The sequence below is a fragment of the Pedobacter gandavensis genome, from assembly GCF_032678745.1.
Lineage (GTDB): Bacteria > Bacteroidota > Bacteroidia > Sphingobacteriales > Sphingobacteriaceae > Pedobacter > Pedobacter gandavensis_C.
On sequence record NZ_JAVTST010000003.1, the window covers coordinates 552,999 to 572,199 of the forward strand.

Consider the following 19,201-nt stretch of genomic DNA (forward strand, 5'->3'; position numbering starts at 1 on the left):
CCCCATGCGTTTTGACATCATATCTGTATTACCTGCTTTATTGGACAGTCCTTTTGCACACTCTATTTTACAACGTGCGCAAACAAAGGGAATTGCCGAAATCGTAGTCCACAACCTAAGGGATTATTCGACCAATAAGCAAAAAAGTGTAGACGACTATCCTTATGGTGGGGGTAGTGGTATGGTGATGTCTATTCCTCCTTTTGCGCGCTGTATTGAAGCGCTAAAAGCGGAAAGGACCTATGATGAAATCATATTTATGAGTCCGGATGGGGTCACGTTTAACCAGACGATCGCAAATGAACTTTCAGGGAAAGAGAACATCATGATTTTGTGCGGTCATTATAAAGGCATAGACCAGCGTATAAGAGATTTATATGTAACCAGAGAGATATCCATCGGCGACTATGTGTTGTCTGGTGGAGAGCTGCCGGCGGCCGTTCTCGTGGATGCAATTGTCAGATTGATTCCGGGCGTATTAAATGATGAGACTTCTGCCTTATCAGATAGTTTTCAGGGAGAATTATTAGATGCTCCTGTATATACCCGTCCAGCTGATTGGAACGGACATAAAGTTCCGGATATCCTATTGAGTGGGCATGAGCAGAAAATCAACGACTGGCGTCATGAGCAAGCTTTATTGCGCACGCAACAGCGTAGGCCAGACTTACTAACGGATTAATTCCTAAGATTGTAGCAATTAACCTTTAGTCAGTAAGGCAATAATCTTGTCCTTATCTTTTATTTGACCTTTTAAAGCTGCATTTAGTTCTTTGCAGCTCTTTAAAGCCAACCTTAACTCATTGTACTCTGCCGCAAGCAAAGTGCCGGGACTTTTTACTGTCAGCGCTGTAAGAGGGCTCAGCGGCTCGCTAAAAAAGGCTAAAGGGGACACCTCCAGTATTTTTGCCATCAATTCCATATCTCTATGTTTGATCGATCCTGTAGTCAGACTCAGCTTTAAACCATCAAAAGTCCGATCCATTTGTGCTGCCAACCAACTGAAGGTTCGGTTCTTCTTCTTTAAAATCGCATCAACAGTACTTTTTAAATTCATAAAAAAATAGGAATATTTGGTGTTTTTGCTAAAAATAATAAGTATTTTAGTTCAAGGAAATTATGTGTTTGCAATCATAATTTTGATAAATGTACACTTTAAAAATTATTTCTCACAAAAAGATATGACCGAACCCTCTAGAAAGTACAAAATCAACGATTATCTCTATCAACTCAATGTGAAAAACTATAGAAAGGCCATTCAAACCCTTCCTAAAATATTGGGCGTTTCTCTAAATACTTTCCATAATTATCGAAATATTTTAAGAAATGAGACACAAGACATTCCATACGAAAAAGTAGTGATGATGGAGCAACTTTTTGAAATGGAGCCTGGCACTTTGAGAACGGAGCCAATAGAGATGAGTAGTCTGAATGAAATGTTCCAGTCTAACTTTAGTCATAAGAGCTTGGAATGACCATTCAGTAGAAGCTGGATCCATTAAATTTACCTGCTTAAAATTCTTTTTGGGATAATTAATACGCTAAATAGAAATAAATTATGTAGAGTCGGCGCTTATTTATATTATTGCAGCTTGATAATTATTTTATTCGAAATAAACTGTATTTATTGTCAACGAAAATCGATTCCCAGTTGTTAACCGCAAAACCAAAAAATAATGGAAGAACCAAGGAAGTACAAAATTGAAGAAGAAATGAACAAGTTGAATCTTAAGAATTATAAAGCGGCAAGCAGATTAATTCCTAAATACTTGAACATCGCTTTTAATACCTTTCACAATTATAGAAAGTTACCCTTAAGTGGAAAAGCTGATATTCCATATGCAACGGTTGTTCAGTTGGAGGGAATCTTTGGAATGGAGCGCGGTGAACTCGCCAATTATCCTTTGCAAAATAAAAGCCTGGCAGCACTTATTTCAGAAGAGACTTGTCCTGAGGAAGAAGCCTGAATTTTATAATGCAAAATTGCTGGTAGTCAAATCCCTAAAAAATATTTTTTAGCCCAAAAACGGCTTTACAGTAGGTTTAATTGTGGAAATGCCAAAGAATGAAATGTGGAAATGTTAAAGAATGTGGAAAAAAACAGAAATCGCTTTCATTTATAAAAAATAATTCCTAATATTGCAGTCCGATTTTAAACAACAAAAAGTCGGCTTAATAGCTTAAAATCATGGATTTAGTAAAATTTGTTGAAGAGCAGGTAATCGCAAAAAATGAGTTTCCTGCATTCAAATCAGGAGATACAGTGAGTGTTCACTATAAAATTCGCGAAGGTAATAAAGAACGTATTCAAATTTACCAAGGTGTAGTATTACAACGTAATAGTGTAGGTGCTAATGAAACGTTTACTGTTCGTAAAATGTCTAATGGTATTGGTGTGGAACGTATATTCCCTATCAATTCGCCTAATATCGCTAAAATAGAGGTTAACAGCCACGGTAAGGTTCGCAGAGCGAAATTATTCTATCTACGTGAATTAACTGGTAAAGCAGCTCGTATCAAATCTAGAAGAGTTTAATCTCTCTAGTCAAAAAGCATAATAGCCTTCCCGATCCCAATCGGGGAGGTTTTTTTGTTCTCCTCTTCAAAGAGGTAATTTCTGTAGCTACTACGGTTAAATGGATTTGTCTTGATGTTTCCTCCGGGAACTTCAAATCACTTACGTCTATCTGTGATGCAGTTAAATTGCCTGTTTAGCAAAGGAGTAAAAACGATTGTAGCCTTAGACTGAACACAGTAGTTAACCCAGGTTCATCCCATAATGGGGAAAGAGAACCTGGTGCCCTTAAGAGGGGCAATCAATGGCCATTCCTTGGCCGGAGAAAATGAGCAGATCGATCAGATCGTCCAGCTGTGGAATGACGTCTCCTTTTTTTTGAGACATGAACTATATGCTAAACTTCAGGATTACCCTGGTAGTTCCAAAAATCCAGTCCCTTAAAGTTTAAACTTAGAAAAGCGAATGTATGGCTGTACCAAGCTTAGGCGATTAAATCTATTTTTGACGCGTTTAACGGCGCTGTTCTGTTCTAATGATCGTAGTGTGGGATTTGGCCTTCGAGCTGCTGTAAACGTCCCTAAATCAGTATTTCTGCTTTGTTTAAACCAATAGTATTAGTAAATAAAAAAATGTGCTTATCCTTTTCATCCTCGAATCTTTGCTGAAACGCAAACCTTCGCAGGGCTGAAAATAACAATCCCCATTTTTTTTTGTAAAGCGCACAAAGTATGCCCTAACCAAATCTCATCGAGATTGAGTCTTGATGCACTGGAATGCTGCCCGATTTCATTACCCCTTTTTACTGTTTGCGTGCAGCTCTTTAGGCATTTGTCAATGGAACCTGAGGAAATTTGCACCTGGATATCTGGAATTATCTCTAAAGCCGCCGGTCAATAGGTCTTTGCAATTTCAAAGGAAACCTTAATTTTCAAAAAAACAGTCATTCTCAGAAAAGGCATAGAAGGTTTTGCCTTTCTTCAAGACAAAGCTTTCCGACTTTGAAGAGTGATGGTTGTTTTTTTTGAACCGTTCCTCAATTCCCTAAAACAAAAAAGGCGTCCTAAAATAGAACGCCTCATCAACATATCTTAAAAAACTACCTAGCTCAATTCTGCTAAAACAGTAATTCCACCTTTAACAACCTGATCAAGTTCCAGGTTAACCTTCGTACCCACAGGCAAAAAGATATCTACTCTTGAGCCAAATTTAATAAAGCCAAATTCTTCAGTTTGTTTTACCTGATCACCTTCTTTTACATACCATACGATACGTCTGGCAAGGGCACCAGCAATTTGTCTGAACAACACTGGCGTACCATTTGCATGTTCTACAACAACTGTTGTGCGTTCGTTTTCGGTAGAAGACTTAGGATTCCATGCCGCAAGGTATTTTCCTGGGTGGTATTTAAAGAACTTTACAACACCAGAAATTGGATTTCTGTTAATGTGTACGTTTACCGGCGACATAAATATAGAAACCTGAAGCCTTTTATCTTTAAAGTATTCACCTTCTTCTGTCTCTTCAATTACCACAACTTTACCATCAGCCGGACAAATTACTTTATTATCGGCAGTTACAAATTGTCTGCTTGGATTCCTGAAAAACTGCAATACAATAACAAATAACGCAAATGAGAATATATATACGAACCAGGTTAACCAGGTAATGTCTGCAAATTTATAACTGATAAAAGCGTTCAATACAAAGATGAACAGCAATGATAGGGCAATGGTAGTGTAACCTTCTTTATGTATGGTCATTGGTGATGGGGAGTATTAGTTTCTGCAAAAGTGATAAAAAAATATAACATTAAGGTAAAGGGCTTGCAACAGTTTTAACCGTATAGATATGGTTAAGGTTTCTGCCCTGGCCATTATAATCCAGGCCATAGCCAACAACAAACTCATTGGCAATCTCAAAGCCAACATATTCCAGCTCTTCAATGGGCACTTTTAAAGCGTCTGGCTTAAGTAAAAGAGAACAGACACTAACGGAGGCTGGGGATTGTTTGTACAGCTCTTTAAGTATGTAGCTAAGGGTAAAACCGGTATCTACAATATCCTCAACGAGGATGATGTCGCGATCTTTTAGGTTATCCGGAAGGCCAAGGACTTCTTTAATTTCGCCGGTACTTTCCGTGTCTTTATAGGAAGAAACACGGATGAAAGCCATTTCACAAGGAACGGTAATCTCTTTTACCAGGTCTGCCATAAATAAGAAGCTACCATTTAAGACCCCGATAAAAAGGGGGCAACGGTTTTCATAATCTACATTCATCTGTATACCTATCAGGCGGGTACGCTTCAGAATGTTGTCATTTTCCAGAAGGATATCGAACTCCTTATCTAGTACTTTAATCGTATTCATATCTTTATATTAGGAGTATCATCCGTTTTCTTTGGACTGCTCCATTTGTTTTTCTAAATCTTTTTCCTTCTTCTTCTGGTCTCTTTTTTCCTGTCTCAGTTGTTTTTTAGTCTTCTGAAGACTATCAGGTTTAATTGCAGGTTTGGAGGTTGTATCCTTCTTGCTGCCACCAAAAATGCGGTCAAATAAGCTTTTAGACTCATCATGCGTTTCGATTGCAGGTAGCGGATCTTCATTATCAAAGGCAGAAGTATCTACAGCGGTGGTATCAGGCAATAAATACTGCCTCAATGCCGGTCTCAGCTGTACATTATAGAAGCCATAAGCGCTGCTGTCTCTTGGCGTCAGGCCACGATTGGCCATGATGTTTCCAATATATTTGAAGTAAGGATATAGGTAATCTTTTAGTCCGCCATCACCTTTAAACTTAAACAGGGCAATTTTCGGACGTGGAACGATATTGGCCAGGAAGATGCCTTCTCCGATATTCAGGTCGGAAGGTCGTTTTCCGAAATAGTAACGTGTGGCTTCCCCAATTCCATATACATTCTGTCCCATTTCAATGATATTGAAATAGACTTCTAACATTCTGTTCTTGCTGATCAGGCGATTATTTTCGATCAGCCATACAATCAGAATTTCTTCAGCTTTTCTTGATAAGGTCTTTTGTCTGCTGAGGAATATGTTTTTAACGAGCTGCATGGAGATCGTACTGCCTCCTCTAACGAATTTCTTTTCCTTGAAATTTACCGCCAAAGATTTGCGGAAGGACTCCTGTACGAAACCTTTATGGGTAAAGAAAGAGGGATCTTCGGAAGTCAGAATGGCATTTTTGAAATTACTGGATACTTGCGAAAGTGGAGTGAAATTTGGGTTTGAAGGGCCAATCATGATGTCTCGCATCGGCTTACCACGCTCATAAGGCGTGTAAATAAAGTCGTTGTTGATTTTTTGAAGATTGGTTTTCCCCCATTTCAGAATCTTGAAATTGACTGGCGTAAGTCCAGAATCAAACTTTACACTATCAGGTATCGAGCTATCCAGGTAAAAGTTTAGGGAATATTTTACTTTTCCACTTACCTTCAGGCCGTCCAGAGATTCGAATAACCCTTGTGGAAAGGCATTCAGGATTTCCTGGGCATCCTGTTCTGGTGCCTGAATCTTTACTTCATAAATTTTATTAGGAGATAGGGTATATTTCAGGTAAGGATGCAGCTTTGCATTTTTTAGGAATACGGTAGAGGTGCTATCCAGTGCAATATAATTCGGACCGATGCGCATATCTGCATCAATCTTTGCATCTGCAATTACAATATCTGTGGAAGCTACTTTTGGATGGTTCAACAGCAGATTTTTTACTGCCCATGATCCTTGAATTTTAAAGTCATTGCCACTATAATCAGCGCTTTTCATTTCGGTTCTTACCGTATCGAAACTAAACTTGGTCTTGAACCTGTTTTCCAGATAAGGAAGGTCTACCTTTTTATGGTCAGCGAAAAGCATCACATCCAGTTGTTTCTTCCCTGGATATACGGAACCATTAACGTGCCAGGTCGCATAATTGTCGTTCACTTTTATGGTCGACTGCAATTCTCCATCGTTGATGGTGGCAGTAGTGGTTAGAAAGGTCAGTTTTGCGGTGTCATTGTCATTGATCCGGAGCATTAGGTCTTTTAGCTCCATATGGTCGGGGATTTTGTACAATACCTGATTCAAAAGGTTATGTGCGAGATCAGCAAGGTCTGATTTTTTTGTGCTAACCGTGTCTTTCTTTTTACGTTTCAATAAGAAATCAAGGTTGCTCAGCGAATCTTTAAACACCACATTTAAGTTCCCCTTATTCAGGATAATTTCCGACAGCTTTACATTTCCAAAGATCAATGGAAATAGCTTTACGCCAACCGTGAAATCATCAATGGTAGCTAGTGTATCGCGCTCTTTTGGAACCACAGAGATATTGGTGAGGTGTACCGTGCTTAGTCCGCTGAAGCCGTAGCTACCAACTTTTAGGTCCAGACCATAATCTTTATCGGCTTTTGCAATGGCTTTCGCCATCATTTTTTGTAACAAAGCTTCCCTTTTACTATAGGCAATACCGCCTAGAATAACAGAGATCAATAGAAAAACTCCAAACACCCAAGCACCAATTTTTATATACTTTCTGGGGATGTTAATTTTGGGAAGTTGCATACGGTAAAGTAGGTATAATTGCTAAACGTTAAACGCAAATGTTTATTTCGTGTTAAAATTACACTTAAAAAGCCTAAAGTCAATTAATTGTGGCCGTCTTTTGTTAATTTTGGCTAATGATAATTAGTCCAGAACAAGTTCTAGCCGCTCTGAGAAATGTTGAAGACCCTGATCTTAAAAAAGATCTGGTGACTTTGAACATGATCAAGGATTTGAAAATAGAAGATAAGAAGGTGAGTTTCACATTGGAACTGACCACTCCTGCATGTCCGATGAAAGATATGCTTAAAAATGCGTGTTTAAATGCGGTAAAACATTTTGTAAGCCAGGAAGCTGAGGTCGTGATCAATATTACTTCCAGGGTAACGAAACCAATGGACACCACCCAACTGAAAGCCATTCGCAATATTTTGCTGGTATCTTCCGGAAAAGGTGGGGTAGGGAAATCAACGGTTGCAAGTAACCTTGCCGTGGCTTTGGCCGCTGATGGGGCAAAAGTAGGGTTGATTGATGCCGATATTTATGGTCCTTCTGTGCCTACAATGTTTGATTTAGTGGGCGCAAAACCTAGTGCCAGAGAAACTGAAGAAGGAAAAACACTGATCCTTCCTATTGAAAAATATGGCATAAAGCTATTATCACTAGGATTTTTCGCAGATCCGGATCAGCCCGTACCATGGAGAGGACCGATGGCTTCCAATGCAATCAAACAATTATTCAATGATGCGGATTGGGGTGAACTGGATTACCTGATTGTAGACCTTCCTCCGGGAACAGGCGATATTCACATCACCATTACACAAAGTTTCCCAATTGCAGGAGCTGTGATTGTAACCACACCTCAACAAGTAGCGCTTGCGGATACGAGAAAAGGATTGGCAATGTTTAAAATGCCAAGTATTAATATTCCGGTATTAGGGGTCATCGAAAATATGGCTTACTTTACACCAGAAGAATTGCCGGAAAATAAATACTATATCTTCGGTAAAGATGGGGGTAAGGAACTGGCAAAATCATTTGAAGTACCATTTTTAGGTGAAATACCAATCGTTCAGGGCATTACAGCTGCTGGTGATCAAGGTACTCCAATTGCATTAGACCTGTCCAGTAAAATGTCAACCGTGTTTGCAGAAATTGCAGGAAAGGTGGCACAACAGGTGGCTATTAACAATGCACTGACTGTTAATTGCTAAAAAATTACTATTTTTATACTTTAAAAAATTAATAAAATGGATTTAACACAACAAGTAGAGCAGGCACTAGACACGATCAGACCATATTTAATTGCTGATGGTGGGGATGTGGCTATAGAAGAGATTACGGCGGACAATGTAGTTAAATTGAGATTATTAGGTAACTGTGGATCTTGCAAAATGAGCTTCATGACCATGAAAGCAGGGATCGAACAAGCCATCATGAAAGCGGTACCGCAAATCACTGCTGTTGTGGCTATTAACCTAGCAGAACCGGTTTAATCGTTTTAACACTATTTAACTAGCCGTTTTAATTAATACAGCTATTTTTGTATATGAAGTATTCACTCACCTTATTATTGCTCCTTTTTATGGGTACGGCTTTCGCACAGGAAAGTCCGGCAAGTAAAAAGTTGATTCAGTTTAGCGGGATTATTACCGATGTAGACAGTAATACAGTGGTGCCTTATGTAACGGTGACCAATTTAACAAATAAAGGCCAGCGGTATGCTGCGAATTATAAAGGATATTTCTCCTTTATCGCGCATCCCGGTGATACCATTCTATATACTGCGGTAGGTTATAGGGATTTGCTTCAGGCAATTCCTGCACAAATCGACGACAGTAAATATACAGCGATGGTGAAGCTAAAATCGGAGATTGTCAATCTGCCAACCGTTCGGGTTTATCCATGGGCAACGGTAGAGGACTTCACCAGAGATTTTATGGCCATGAAGATTGCTGATGATGATTTTGCAATCGCCATCAGGAATCTTTCTCAGGAGAGTATTTCTGAAAGGATACAAACCTTGCCAAGAGATGCTTCAGAGATCTCTGGAATCAACTTCAGGTTGAATCACGATAGGTCTTTAAACAAGAATATGGTGCAAACCAACCCGCTTTTAAACCCATTCGCATGGGGTAAGTTGATGCAATCCATATTCAAAGGGGATAAAAGCAGGAGCGAAGGGAATTAACGCCTTCTGCTCTGCTGTGGGAAACGCATTTTATAATCTACTCTCACATTCCCTTTAGAAATCGCATCTAGTTTGCTTTTCAGCATTCTCTTACGCAATAAACTTAAGGTTTCTGTAAACAGCTTGCCTTCAATGTGGTCATATTCATGTTGAATCACACGGGCAAGGATGCCATTGAGTTCTTTTTCCTGTAAATCCCAGTTTTCATCATAATACCTGATACGGATGTTGGGCTTACGCATCACATCTTCTCTGATATCAGGAATGCTCAGACATCCTTCGTTGAAAGCCCAGGGCTCGCCTGTTTCTTCCAGGATTTCTGCATTGATGAAAGCACTTTTGAAGCCTTGCTTCTCCTCTTCATCTACTCCCGTATCTACAATAAATAACCTGATCGGTAAGCCAATCTGAGGGGCAGCTAAACCAATTCCATGAGCATTATACATGGTGTCAAACATGTTGCTGATCAATTGTTTTAAATCCGGATAAGTCTCGTCTATAGGAGCGCAAACTTTCTTAAGTACCGGATCGCCGTATGCTACAATGGGTAATTTCATGATACAAAAATACAAATATTACGCTAAAGGGTAAAAGGTTAAGGCGCTAAGATTACTTTCATCCAAGATTTCATGGGTAATATTGTCCATTTCAGTGGTGGTAACGGCCTCAATTCTCTTAAATACCGTTTGTAAATCGTCAATTTTATTGTAGTCAATCAGACTTTTAGCCATAGATATGATCAAGCCAATTCTATTTTCTTCGCCCAATGCAATTTGCCCGATGAACTTATTCTTCGCTTTTTGAAGCTGCACTTCCGTTAAAGGATGGTCTTTCAACTTCTTAAATTCTTTGAAAATAAGCGATAAAGCCCGCTCTACTTTCTCTTTGTCTGTGCCAAAATATAAAGTAAAGATGCCGGTATCACTCAATGGACTATAGCCCGTCTCAATGGTATAGGCAATGCCGTATTTCTCCCGAATTTGTAAGTTTAAGATGGAACTCATTCCTGTACCACCGATGATGTTGTTCAACAGGAGTAAGCCCGTTTTATAAGGATGGTGTAGCGAATAGGCCTGAGCGCCTAGCATCACATGAGCTTGCATAATCGGTTTCTCCAGGATGACCTTAGCCAATGGAGCCTTTTCTGGAGCTACTCTGGTGTTTTTATGCAGGTTTTCTGGGATCTCGGAGTAGTATTTTGTACCGGTTTTGATGAGCTTATTCAGGCTGTAATTCCCTAAAACAGCAACAATGATCTTGTCGGTATGGTAGTTTTCTTTGATGAACTCTTGAATGTCGGCCCTGCTGATATTGTTCACCGTTTCCGGGCTGCCTAGGATGTTTCTCCCCAGTGGATGACCCGCAAATACAAGGTCTTCGAAGTCATCATAAATCGCCTCTTCTGGTTGATCCAGATAGGATGTAATCTCATCCAATATCACGCTTTTTTCTTTGTCTATTTCATCTTCCGGAAATGTAGAATGGAAAACGATATCATGAAACAGCTCCAGGGTTCTATCCAGATATGGGTTTAAAAAAGAGGCATGGATACAAGTATATTCTTTGGTGGTATAAGCATTCAGATCTGCACCCACACTTTCCAGTCGGTTTAGGATCTGGTTCGTATTCCTTTTTTCTGTGCGTTTAAAGATTAGATGCTCAATAAAGTGAGCCAATCCTGCTTTTTCGTCCTGCTCATCTCTTGACCCACTATTTACTATAATGCAGGCATGAGAAATGGCAGAAGGAGAAGGGACATGAAGTAATCGGATGCCATTTGGCAAAGTGTGAACATTGTATTCCATCGGCGACAAAGATACGTAAGAAATAACCTCCTGCGGGATAATATTTGTGTAGCATTCCGGTCATTTCTGTATCTATGTAAGGCGGTTAGCGAGGAATAGAGCGCTTTTATATCCTATAGCGAAGCGCTATTTTAGTGCGGTATATTTGAAGGTATAAAAGCCGGTTTCATTGTAATCCTGTTCATCAAAATAATAACTCAATACTTGAATTTTATAATGTTTCCCGGCGGCAGTACGGATCAAAATTACCTTACCTTCAATTGGAGTTAGCGCATGACTGGCCATATCGTAGTTATACCAGCCTTTTCCTGATCCCGTTGGAATCACACTACTGCTTTGGCTATCTTCTTTGTAGCCGCTTTCAGGTGCTTTTACAACTTTATCGAAGCTGGTGTTGCTCAAGAGCTGACCAGCAACTTTATGTTTGCTATTCAATTTGATGGTCGTATTGTTGAATGCCAGATCCCAGTTTTCGCTCTCTTTGACAGGTTTCCCTTCCGTCAGATTGTAAAAAGTGGTTTTAGATTTAGCATCCAGATTTTTCTCCGTTTTAACAGTTTGTGCCAAAACTACCTGTCCACTGAAAATGGAAAGAGATAGAATAGATAAGGTATTGATGATGAATTTCATGTAGGTTCTTTTTTTACAAAGAAACAAACTATTTATAATTATTCTAAATAATCTTCAAGAAATTTATATTTCTCCTTAAAAATCGCTGCTGGCTCCGCCACCTCCAAAATTACCACCTCCCATTCTGCTTCCTTCAGGAGCGCTTGTCCCATCGCCAAAGGTGCCGCTTACGATTAGAGATTCTACTTTGAGTTTGTCCAGTAGCTGGTCATCGTCAAGCTCGGCGGCTGTAAATCCATGTTTTGGGCTTTCCAGATAACGCATCACAGCATAAGAGAGTCCTAGAAGCAAACCCCCACAAATTACCAGCATCATCTCAATCGGGAGTACATGGTAATAGCTTCTAAAGGTAAAAGCAGCGGCGGCCACTAAAATTAAACCAGACCGGAGCAGGATGACTTCTTTTCTCTTTAAGCCCATTGCGATGTAGATTAGTGGAATTCCAATCGTCCATAGCCAGAAAAACCATCCAAAAGGAATGCCTTGATCAGGTTTTAATGTTACATCATTCATTGTAGAACCGAGTTCCCTTACGATAAAATAATTACCGGCAGCATATGCAGTCAGCAGACTCCCTATTTGTACCATCCCCAGCACATTATTATAAACCCAGTGTTTTTTATCCAACTGTTTGGCAAAGCCGTAAATCAACAGGGCAAGAGTAATCATTAGAAAAGGCATGGTCGATAAAGGCTGGAAACCGTATTTATACCAACCAAAAAAAACAAAAGCGATAAATGCGCAGAAAGCAAGCAGGGCCATGGCCAGATCCGCAAAACGAAGGGTAAAATAACTGCCTAATAAGGTGATAAAACCGGAAAGGATCAGTTCATTGGTAAAGTGTTTATGACCATAATCCCCTTTGTCCAGATAAATGTAAAGTGCAACCAGCAACAGCCATCCGGAGGTCCACATTAAAGCATCGTCCACGCCAGATCGATAATGATGGTACACACGAGTGGCAATTTCCAGCGCAACATAACAACAAATCCCTAGAAAAACGTAATAGACAGGAGATTCCAATAAGTTGGTTCTGCTCAGCACTAGGCTCAGAAAGCCGAAGGCAAAAGAAGTCAGGGTAACGGTGACCAGGAATAATCCAATCCTCATAAACACGTTAGAGCTATGGAAACCCACTGGATATTTTTGCATGGCGGCATATAATTCTTCCCCCTTCAGGTCATTGGCCTTATGTGCTTTTTTTAGGTGATCCTGAATGATCAGGTTCTTTAACCAGGTAATATTATAAATGATCATGAGGTTTTCATTTGTTTATTTAAGCGGACAATGCGTAGGATTAATGCCGTGGCTGAAACAATGAAGTACAGACAAAGTAGGTACATTCCTCCAATATTATTCATGGTATCCATTAAACGGAAAACAAGAATGCTGACCGCGATGTAACTGTAGAAGATCACCAATAACATGAAGTAAAATGATTTATGACGCAAGGCATCCAGGTATAGGTAGAAAGCCAGAGCAAATAGAATCAATAGCCATAAAAAGGCCAGCTTTGATTCGTAATGATTAAAGTAAGCGAACAATAAAGCAATGAAGCTGATGTGAACTCCAAAATGAAGATAGCTGAACCGAAAGTGCTTTTTGAAATTAAAATGCTCGGTCAGGAAAGCCGCTAGTATAAGAACAGCTCCTAAAAGTAGGTAAGTATAAATTAAGGTGTTGTTGTCAAAATTCCCAGTCGAAAGTAAGCGATTGGGAGTAATAGACACGCCCATCCATACCGCGAGGTTGGTGATCGCAATGCTGAGAATCCCTAAATGATCAAATTCATAGGCCACATAAAATAGTACCAGCATGGGAATAAAGGTGGCAAGGCCATAATTGGTTCCGAATACCTGGTATTGAAACTGTAGGTAGCCGGTGAAGGTTAGGAAACTAAGACAGCCCAGCAGCAATAGGTAGTCGAAAAGCACACTCGGTGCCTTCAGTAATTCTCTGCTGAAAGGCTTTTTATGTTTAAAACAATAGTAAAAGCATCCGCCACAAATGGCCGCAATGAATGCCAATATTGCCTGATGTCCAATGGTGTCTATGTTTTTATAAATCAGGATGCCCAATCCCGTGCTGAGCATCATCACGCCAAGATATAACAAGGTCTTCAATTCCCAATGCAGAGAAAACAATGGACTTCGCTGTTTTTCAGTTAACTTTTCAAAAGATTCGGCTGAAATTGTGCCATTTTCTTTGAGTTCACTATAGAGATCGGTAGGTATCATGAAACGAAAATAAATAGATAGAATATTCAAGTATACATAAAATTAAGGGAATCATCTGGCATTTGCGCTGTACATAATACTGTCAATTTGACAAGATTTTTGAATTGGAATAGCCATTGATAGGTGAGCTATGTACTTAAAAATGAGTTAACATATGAGCATAGAAGAAAAAGGAACCATTTCCATTCATACGGAGAACATTTTCCCGATCATCAAAAAATTCCTGTATTCAGACAATGAGATATTCCTGCGCGAGCTGGTATCCAATGCAGTAGATGCGGTACAAAAGATTAAACGTCTTGCTGCATTAGGACAATACAACGGAGAGCTGGGTAACCCATTGGTAGAAGTAGCGGTTGATGCGGATAAAAAGACCATTACCATTACAGATAATGGTTTAGGTATGACTGCTGAGGAGATCAAGAAATACATCAATCAGGTGGCTTTCTCCGGAGCTAGTGAGTTTGTAGAGAAGTTTAAAGACGCAAAAGATGCAAACGAAATCATTGGGAAATTCGGTTTAGGCTTTTATTCGGCCTTTATGGTAGCGGATTTAGTCGAAATTCAAACCCTTTCTTATCAGGATGGTGCAGAACCTGCACGTTGGGTGTGTGATGGTAGTACTTCATTTGAAATTACTGCCGGTAACAGAACCACTCGTGGTACAGAAATTACCCTGCACATCAATGCGGAATCAGAAGAGTTTTTGAGCAAAAATAAACTGGAAGAGATTCTGGATAAATATGGTAAGTTCTTACCAGTGCCAATTAAATTCGGTACAAGAACCGAGCATGTGGCCGATGGTGAAGATGAAGAAGGAAAACCGAAAACAGTAGCTGTTGAGGTAGATAATATCATTAATACCACCAATCCTATCTGGACGAAAGCACCTGCAGATTTGTCAGATGAAGAATACCTTGCTTTTTACAAGCAATTGTACCCTTACGCAGAAGATCCTTTATTCTGGATCCACCTGAATGTTGATTATCCTTTCAACTTAACAGGGGTATTGTACTTCCCTAAAGTGAAGAATGATTTTGACATGCAACGCAACAAGATCAAGTTGTTCTCACGTCAGGTATTTATCACCGATGAGGTAAAAGATATCGTTCCGGAATTCTTAATGTTGTTACATGGGGTGATTGATTCACCGGATATTCCATTGAATGTTTCCAGAAGTTTCCTTCAGGCAGATAGCAATGTGAAAAAGATCAACAGCTATATCACAAAGAAAGTAGCAGATAAACTTCAGGAACTTTTCAATAAAGACCGTAAAGGTTATGAAGAGAAATGGGGTGATATCGGTTTATTCGTTAAATATGGCTTGGTAAGCGAAGAGAAATTCTACGATAAAGCGAAGGATTTTGCCTTGCTAACCAATACTAAAAACGAAAATTATACTTTAGGAGAATACCATGATAAGGTAAAAGACTTCCAGACCGAGAAAAATGGTCAGGTAGTTTATATCTATGCAACGGATCCTTCTAAACAAGATACGTTTATCCAATCGGCCAATAAAAAGGATTATGATGTATTGCTGATGAACTCAGCAATCGATAACCATTTTATCAGCTTCCTGGAGAATAAACTGGAGAAGACATTATTGAAACGCGTAGATTCTAGCGTTGCCGATAAACTGATCGAAAAAGATGAGGCTATTGAATCTGTATTGACAGAAGATCAATCGAAAAAGATCACTGATATCTTTACCAAAGCAATTACCAAACCTGGAATGCAAGTGGAGGTAGTAGGTCTGAACCCGGAAGAATTACCAGTAACGGTAACAATGGACGAGTTTATGCGCCGCATGAAAGAAATGGCACAAATGGGTGGCGGCATGGGCTTATACGGCAGTATGCCGGATAGCTATAAAGTAGCCATCAATGGAAACCATAAATTGATAGGTAAGATTCTTTTAACGGACAATGAAGAAGAACAAGGATTATTGGCGAAACAAGCTATAGATCTTGCTTTATTGGCGCAGGGAATGTTAACAGGTGCGGAATTAACTGCTTTTGTAAGTAGAAGTGTAAATCTGATCTAAATCTTTTTTTAAAAAAGGAAAAACCCCACTGCAGAAATGTAGTGGGGTTTTTGTTTATAAGGATCTCCTTGAAGGCATATGCGCATAATTTATTTTTTTGCTGTTGTAGCGTTTTTAAATTGACCTCCGTTTAAGAAGGAAAAGGCTAATAGCCAACAATTAACCATTTACGTATTAAAAATTTAATTATGAGAATTTCAAACCATTTAGGATCAATATCGAAGACTTTTGTCGCAGCAATTGCTGTCTCTGTCGTTTTTTCAGCCTGTTCAAAAAAGTATGATGACATGGAGCCAGTGCAATTGGCTGCAATCACTATCGTTCATGCTGGACCGGATACTAAGGAACTTGATTTTTATTTCGGTAATGAAAGGGTAAATAAAGAGGCCGCATTTAAATATGGCAATAAATTTGGTTACCTGGGCGCCTATCCTGGTACCAGTAGAATTGCCATTACCGAGAGAGGAAAGTCATCTATCCTTTTATCAAAAAATGAAATGTATCAGGCAGGAAAATTCTACAGTTCTTTTCTGGTAGATACAGGTAGCAAAAGAGCTTTCTTTACGATCAATGATAAGTTAGATAGTATTGCTGTAAATGAAAAAGCAAAAGTTCGTTTCATCAATTTAAGTCCTGATGCATTACCTCTAGATTTAGCGCTTAGCGGCACAGCGACTAATATTGCCAGTAATAAAGGCTTTAAAGACTTTAGTGTATTTACAGATGTTGAACCAGGAGAAAACCTGACACTGGAAGTAAAAGATCATGCTTCAAAAACTGTGAAAACTACAATTCCTGCAATTAAACTTGAAAAAGGTAAATTCTATACCGTTTGGGCTAGAGGGTTTAAAGATAAAGCAGAGACAGATTCTTTAAAATTCAAAGCAACAATTTATAACGTTACTTTAAAAAATTAGTATCGGTACTTTAAAATAAGACACCATAGGTAGCTGGCTCTTCAATGGGCCAGCTTCTAAACCGCTTTATTTGGAAATGTGTAAATTAGCGTTTCCAAGGTTAAGCCTGGTTTTAGAAGATTCCGGAAGAAAGCAGTTTTCAAATGCTTTTGACCTGAACAATGATGATGAATTTAAAGAATCCTTAATGGTGTTAGAAAAGAATGCTCAAGTTTGAGGACGTTTTAGCTGGATGTTTGAAGAATGACAATAAATGCAAGGAGGTGGTTTATAAATCATTTTACGGGTATTTAATGGGCGTTATTTTAAGGTATGTGAATGATCGTAATGATGCTGAAGAGCTGATCAATGATTGTTTTATTAAGATTTTTAAGGGAATAGGGCAGTTTGGGGCGCCCAAAGATCCGGAACAATTACAGAAAGCATTTAAAGGGTGGGTAGCCAAAATTTCTTCCCGCACAGCGATTGATTTTTTACGTAGTAAAAAAACATTTTTATATGTGGATGATATGGAGGAGCCACCACAGCCAATCACGGAATTAAATGCCATCTCTCAACTCCATGTACAAGATATTATGAAGCTGCTGAATCAGTTACCGGAAATGCATAAATTGATTTTCAATATGTATGAACTGGAAGGTTTTTCTCATGAGGAGATTTCAAAATTATTAAATATACCGGAAAGCTCAAGTAGGGTGTATCTGACCAGAGCAAAGAATAAATTAAGGATACTGTATTCAAAATCATTGGTTAGTGATTTTGAACCAAATTAAGGGGGGGAGCGAAAGGAATAACAGGGGATGAATGGGGGAAATGACAAAAATAAAAATATAAGGATGAAACCGAATGAACATATGAAATTGCCTGATGATGAGCTGATCGCTCACATTAAGGAGCAATTAATGGCTCATGAGGAAGACTATGCTCCCGGAGCATGGGAAAATTTCAATTCTAACAAGCCAGTCAAAAAAAGGGGGATGTTTTTTTGGCTGGGAAGCTTAAGTACTGCGGCTGCATTGATCATGATCGGCTTCGCTATATTTTTCATGAATAAAAATGAAAGGATTATACCCTTGGAGTTAAGCGTAACGAAGGAATCAGGGCAACATTCGATACCGAAACAAGCGGAATCGTCTCTTGATGTACCTTCTGAAACTGCTGAAGTAGGGAAAGGAAGGCAGCCGTCAGTAAGAGCTAATTTAGTGGAGTCAGTAGGAGGGAATACTGTAGCCAATAATAATAGGGTGTATGCTACTTCTCCAATTGAGCCTGCTGTTACAGATCGAGCTAAAGTTGTCAATGCTAATTCTGCAAATACCAATATACAGAACAATAACCTTGAAAATCCTATAGTTTCAACTGCGAACCCTTCCTTACAAGAGAAGGCGGGGGAGCATACTGTAGCTGTAGTGGAAGCTCCGATTGCAGATAAACCACAAAGTTTGGAAGACTTCCTCACGCAGGAATCTAAAAATGGCAATGCAAGAGGGAAAAGACCTGATCCTAAATTGGCTTCCTTGGCAGCGCAGGAAGATAAATGGGAAATGGGTGTGATGGTTGCTCCTTCTGTGGGGAATAGTAAGAAGTTGAATATGGGGTATGGCTTGAGTATGGGCTATGCCTTAAGTAAGAAAGTATCGATTAACTCAGGGATCTCTTATAATGAAATGGCTGCGTCTAGAAGTGCCGGCTCTTCTTCAGGTTCAGGCGCACAAGATATGCCAGTGGCAGCAAGAGGATTGGCTGGGAATAGTAAGGAATTGAAAGCAGTGGATGCTAATATTCGGGGCATAGATATCCCCTTAGAGATCCGGTATCGTTTCAATAAAAATCTATATGCTAATGTTGGAATTTCAGCCTTCGCGGTATTGAATCAAAAACAAAAAAACACTTTCCTGGAAAGCCAGGTGCAAAATAGTCCGGTGGATCCACAGGGAATTTCTTCTACTTTTAAGGCGAATGTATTGAGTACTACCGTGACAACGGAAGAGCAGCATACTTCTGAGCTTAAAACAGATCCTTATCTTGGATTTTATAACTTCTCTTTGGGTTACAAACAGAAAATTTCCCGAGGGAAGTCGGTTTCTCTGGAACCATTTGTCAAACTCCCGATTAAAGAGTTTACTCAGGAAAATCTCTACCTGATCGGAACAGGGTTGCGCTTGAAATTTGATTTCTAATTCCTGGGAACAGTAATTACCACAGTTTAAATGCCTGCTTTTTCATTATTGTTGCAACAATGATACATTTTTGAAAGGGCATGAGCCGTTTTAAAATTATCTTTGTATTGGCCTGGGCTACCCAGGCTTTTGTGGTAGATTAA

Annotated in this window: 22 protein-coding genes; 13 read left to right on the top strand and 9 right to left on the bottom strand. The window is 39.3% G+C overall.

Annotated elements, in window-relative coordinates:
- Nucleotides 1–4 precede the first annotated feature (4 nt).
- Nucleotides 5–682, top strand: a complete 678-nt coding sequence (trmD, locus tag R2S10_RS13810) for a tRNA (guanosine(37)-N1)-methyltransferase TrmD (protein WP_316841007.1) — start codon at nt 5–7, stop codon at nt 680–682.
- 18 nt (nt 683–700) lie between these two features.
- Here trmD and R2S10_RS13815 read toward each other — a convergent pair whose 3' ends face one another.
- Nucleotides 701–1,057: a hypothetical protein gene (locus tag R2S10_RS13815; protein ID WP_316841008.1), complete on the bottom strand. Its 357-nt coding sequence runs from the start codon at nt 1,055–1,057 to the stop codon at nt 701–703.
- Nucleotides 1,058–1,181: 124 nt separating this feature from the next.
- Between R2S10_RS13815 and R2S10_RS13820 the strand changes: the two genes are divergently transcribed.
- The 4 genes from R2S10_RS13820 (at nt 1,182) to R2S10_RS13835 (ending at nt 2,959) form a co-directional block, all read left to right on the top strand.
- A complete protein-coding gene (locus tag R2S10_RS13820; protein WP_316841009.1) occupies nt 1,182–1,475 on the top strand; it encodes a hypothetical protein in 294 nt (97 codons plus the stop codon).
- Between the two features lie 201 nt (nt 1,476–1,676).
- Nucleotides 1,677–1,967 (top strand): hypothetical protein, encoded by a 291-nt coding sequence (locus R2S10_RS13825; protein ID WP_316841010.1) that lies wholly within the window; start codon nt 1,677–1,679, stop codon nt 1,965–1,967.
- Between the two features lie 221 nt (nt 1,968–2,188).
- Entirely contained in the window at nt 2,189–2,536 is a 348-nt protein-coding gene (gene rplS / locus R2S10_RS13830; RefSeq protein ID WP_062546321.1) for a 50S ribosomal protein L19, read from the top strand.
- Nucleotides 2,537–2,779: 243 nt separating this feature from the next.
- Nucleotides 2,780–2,959: a hypothetical protein gene (locus tag R2S10_RS13835; protein WP_316841011.1), complete on the top strand. Its 180-nt coding sequence runs from the start codon at nt 2,780–2,782 to the stop codon at nt 2,957–2,959.
- Nucleotides 2,960–3,618: 659 nt separating this feature from the next.
- Here the strand turns inward: R2S10_RS13835 and R2S10_RS13840 are convergent.
- The 3 genes from R2S10_RS13840 to R2S10_RS13850 are packed head-to-tail and all read right to left on the bottom strand — an operon-like array spanning nt 3,619 to nt 7,075.
- Nucleotides 3,619–4,278 carry a phosphatidylserine decarboxylase family protein gene (locus R2S10_RS13840; protein WP_316841012.1) on the bottom strand — a complete coding sequence of 220 codons (660 nt, stop codon included), beginning with the start codon at nt 4,276–4,278 and terminating at the stop codon, nt 3,619–3,621.
- A 49-nt stretch (nt 4,279–4,327) separates the two neighbouring features.
- Nucleotides 4,328–4,885, bottom strand: coding sequence for a hypoxanthine phosphoribosyltransferase (hpt, locus tag R2S10_RS13845; RefSeq protein WP_316841013.1), 558 nt, complete (start codon nt 4,883–4,885; stop codon nt 4,328–4,330).
- An 18-nt stretch (nt 4,886–4,903) separates the two neighbouring features.
- Nucleotides 4,904–7,075, bottom strand: a complete 2,172-nt coding sequence (locus R2S10_RS13850; RefSeq protein ID WP_316841014.1) for a transglycosylase domain-containing protein — start codon at nt 7,073–7,075, stop codon at nt 4,904–4,906.
- A gap of 116 nt (nt 7,076–7,191) precedes the next feature.
- On the opposite strand from R2S10_RS13850, the gene R2S10_RS13855 reads away from it, so the two are divergent.
- The 3 genes from R2S10_RS13855 to R2S10_RS13865 are packed head-to-tail and all read left to right on the top strand — an operon-like array spanning nt 7,192 to nt 9,245.
- Complete coding sequence (locus R2S10_RS13855; protein WP_316841015.1) at nt 7,192–8,268, top strand: Mrp/NBP35 family ATP-binding protein; 1,077 nt, start codon at nt 7,192–7,194, stop codon at nt 8,266–8,268.
- Nucleotides 8,269–8,304: 36 nt separating this feature from the next.
- Entirely contained in the window at nt 8,305–8,550 is a 246-nt protein-coding gene (locus R2S10_RS13860) for a NifU family protein (RefSeq protein WP_316841016.1), read from the top strand.
- 53 nt (nt 8,551–8,603) lie between these two features.
- The gene (locus R2S10_RS13865) at nt 8,604–9,245 is read left to right on the top strand and encodes a hypothetical protein (protein WP_316841017.1); all 642 of its coding nucleotides are present in this window, start codon (nt 8,604–8,606) and stop codon (nt 9,243–9,245) included.
- Here the strand turns inward: R2S10_RS13865 and def are convergent.
- From def to R2S10_RS13890, 5 genes are all read right to left on the bottom strand, one after another.
- The gene (def, locus tag R2S10_RS13870; protein ID WP_062546315.1) at nt 9,242–9,802 is read right to left on the bottom strand and encodes a peptide deformylase; all 561 of its coding nucleotides are present in this window, start codon (nt 9,800–9,802) and stop codon (nt 9,242–9,244) included. The two genes, R2S10_RS13865 and def, sit on opposite strands and share 4 nt — an antisense overlap.
- 18 nt (nt 9,803–9,820) lie before the next feature.
- The gene (locus R2S10_RS13875; RefSeq protein WP_316841018.1) at nt 9,821–11,050 is read right to left on the bottom strand and encodes a pitrilysin family protein; all 1,230 of its coding nucleotides are present in this window, start codon (nt 11,048–11,050) and stop codon (nt 9,821–9,823) included.
- A 126-nt stretch (nt 11,051–11,176) separates the two neighbouring features.
- Entirely contained in the window at nt 11,177–11,680 is a 504-nt protein-coding gene (locus tag R2S10_RS13880) for an HmuY family protein (protein ID WP_316841019.1), read from the bottom strand.
- A gap of 75 nt (nt 11,681–11,755) precedes the next feature.
- Nucleotides 11,756–12,937, bottom strand: a complete 1,182-nt coding sequence (locus R2S10_RS13885) for a hypothetical protein (RefSeq protein WP_316841020.1) — start codon at nt 12,935–12,937, stop codon at nt 11,756–11,758.
- Nucleotides 12,934–13,917: a DUF2157 domain-containing protein gene (locus R2S10_RS13890; protein ID WP_316841021.1), complete on the bottom strand. Its 984-nt coding sequence runs from the start codon at nt 13,915–13,917 to the stop codon at nt 12,934–12,936. The genes R2S10_RS13885 and R2S10_RS13890 overlap by 4 nt, the downstream gene beginning before the upstream one ends.
- A 154-nt stretch (nt 13,918–14,071) precedes the next feature.
- On the opposite strand from R2S10_RS13890, the gene htpG reads away from it, so the two are divergent.
- The 5 genes from htpG to R2S10_RS13915 all read left to right on the top strand — a co-directional run bounded on the left by htpG (nt 14,072) and on the right by R2S10_RS13915 (nt 19,058).
- Complete coding sequence (htpG, locus tag R2S10_RS13895) at nt 14,072–15,961, top strand: molecular chaperone HtpG (RefSeq protein WP_410478976.1); 1,890 nt, start codon at nt 14,072–14,074, stop codon at nt 15,959–15,961.
- A 188-nt stretch (nt 15,962–16,149) separates the two neighbouring features.
- Nucleotides 16,150–16,878 (top strand): DUF4397 domain-containing protein, encoded by a 729-nt coding sequence (locus R2S10_RS13900; RefSeq protein WP_316841022.1) that lies wholly within the window; start codon nt 16,150–16,152, stop codon nt 16,876–16,878.
- A 76-nt stretch (nt 16,879–16,954) separates the two neighbouring features.
- A complete protein-coding gene (locus R2S10_RS13905) occupies nt 16,955–17,095 on the top strand; it encodes a hypothetical protein (RefSeq protein WP_316841023.1) in 141 nt (46 codons plus the stop codon).
- A complete protein-coding gene (locus R2S10_RS13910; protein WP_316841024.1) occupies nt 17,082–17,651 on the top strand; it encodes an RNA polymerase sigma factor in 570 nt (189 codons plus the stop codon). Before R2S10_RS13905 ends, R2S10_RS13910 begins: the two co-directional genes overlap by 14 nt.
- A 63-nt stretch (nt 17,652–17,714) precedes the next feature.
- On the top strand, nt 17,715–19,058 hold the full coding sequence (locus tag R2S10_RS13915) for an outer membrane beta-barrel protein (protein WP_316841025.1): 1,344 nt from the start codon (nt 17,715–17,717) through the stop codon (nt 19,056–19,058).
- Nucleotides 19,059–19,201: the final 143 nt, after the last annotated feature.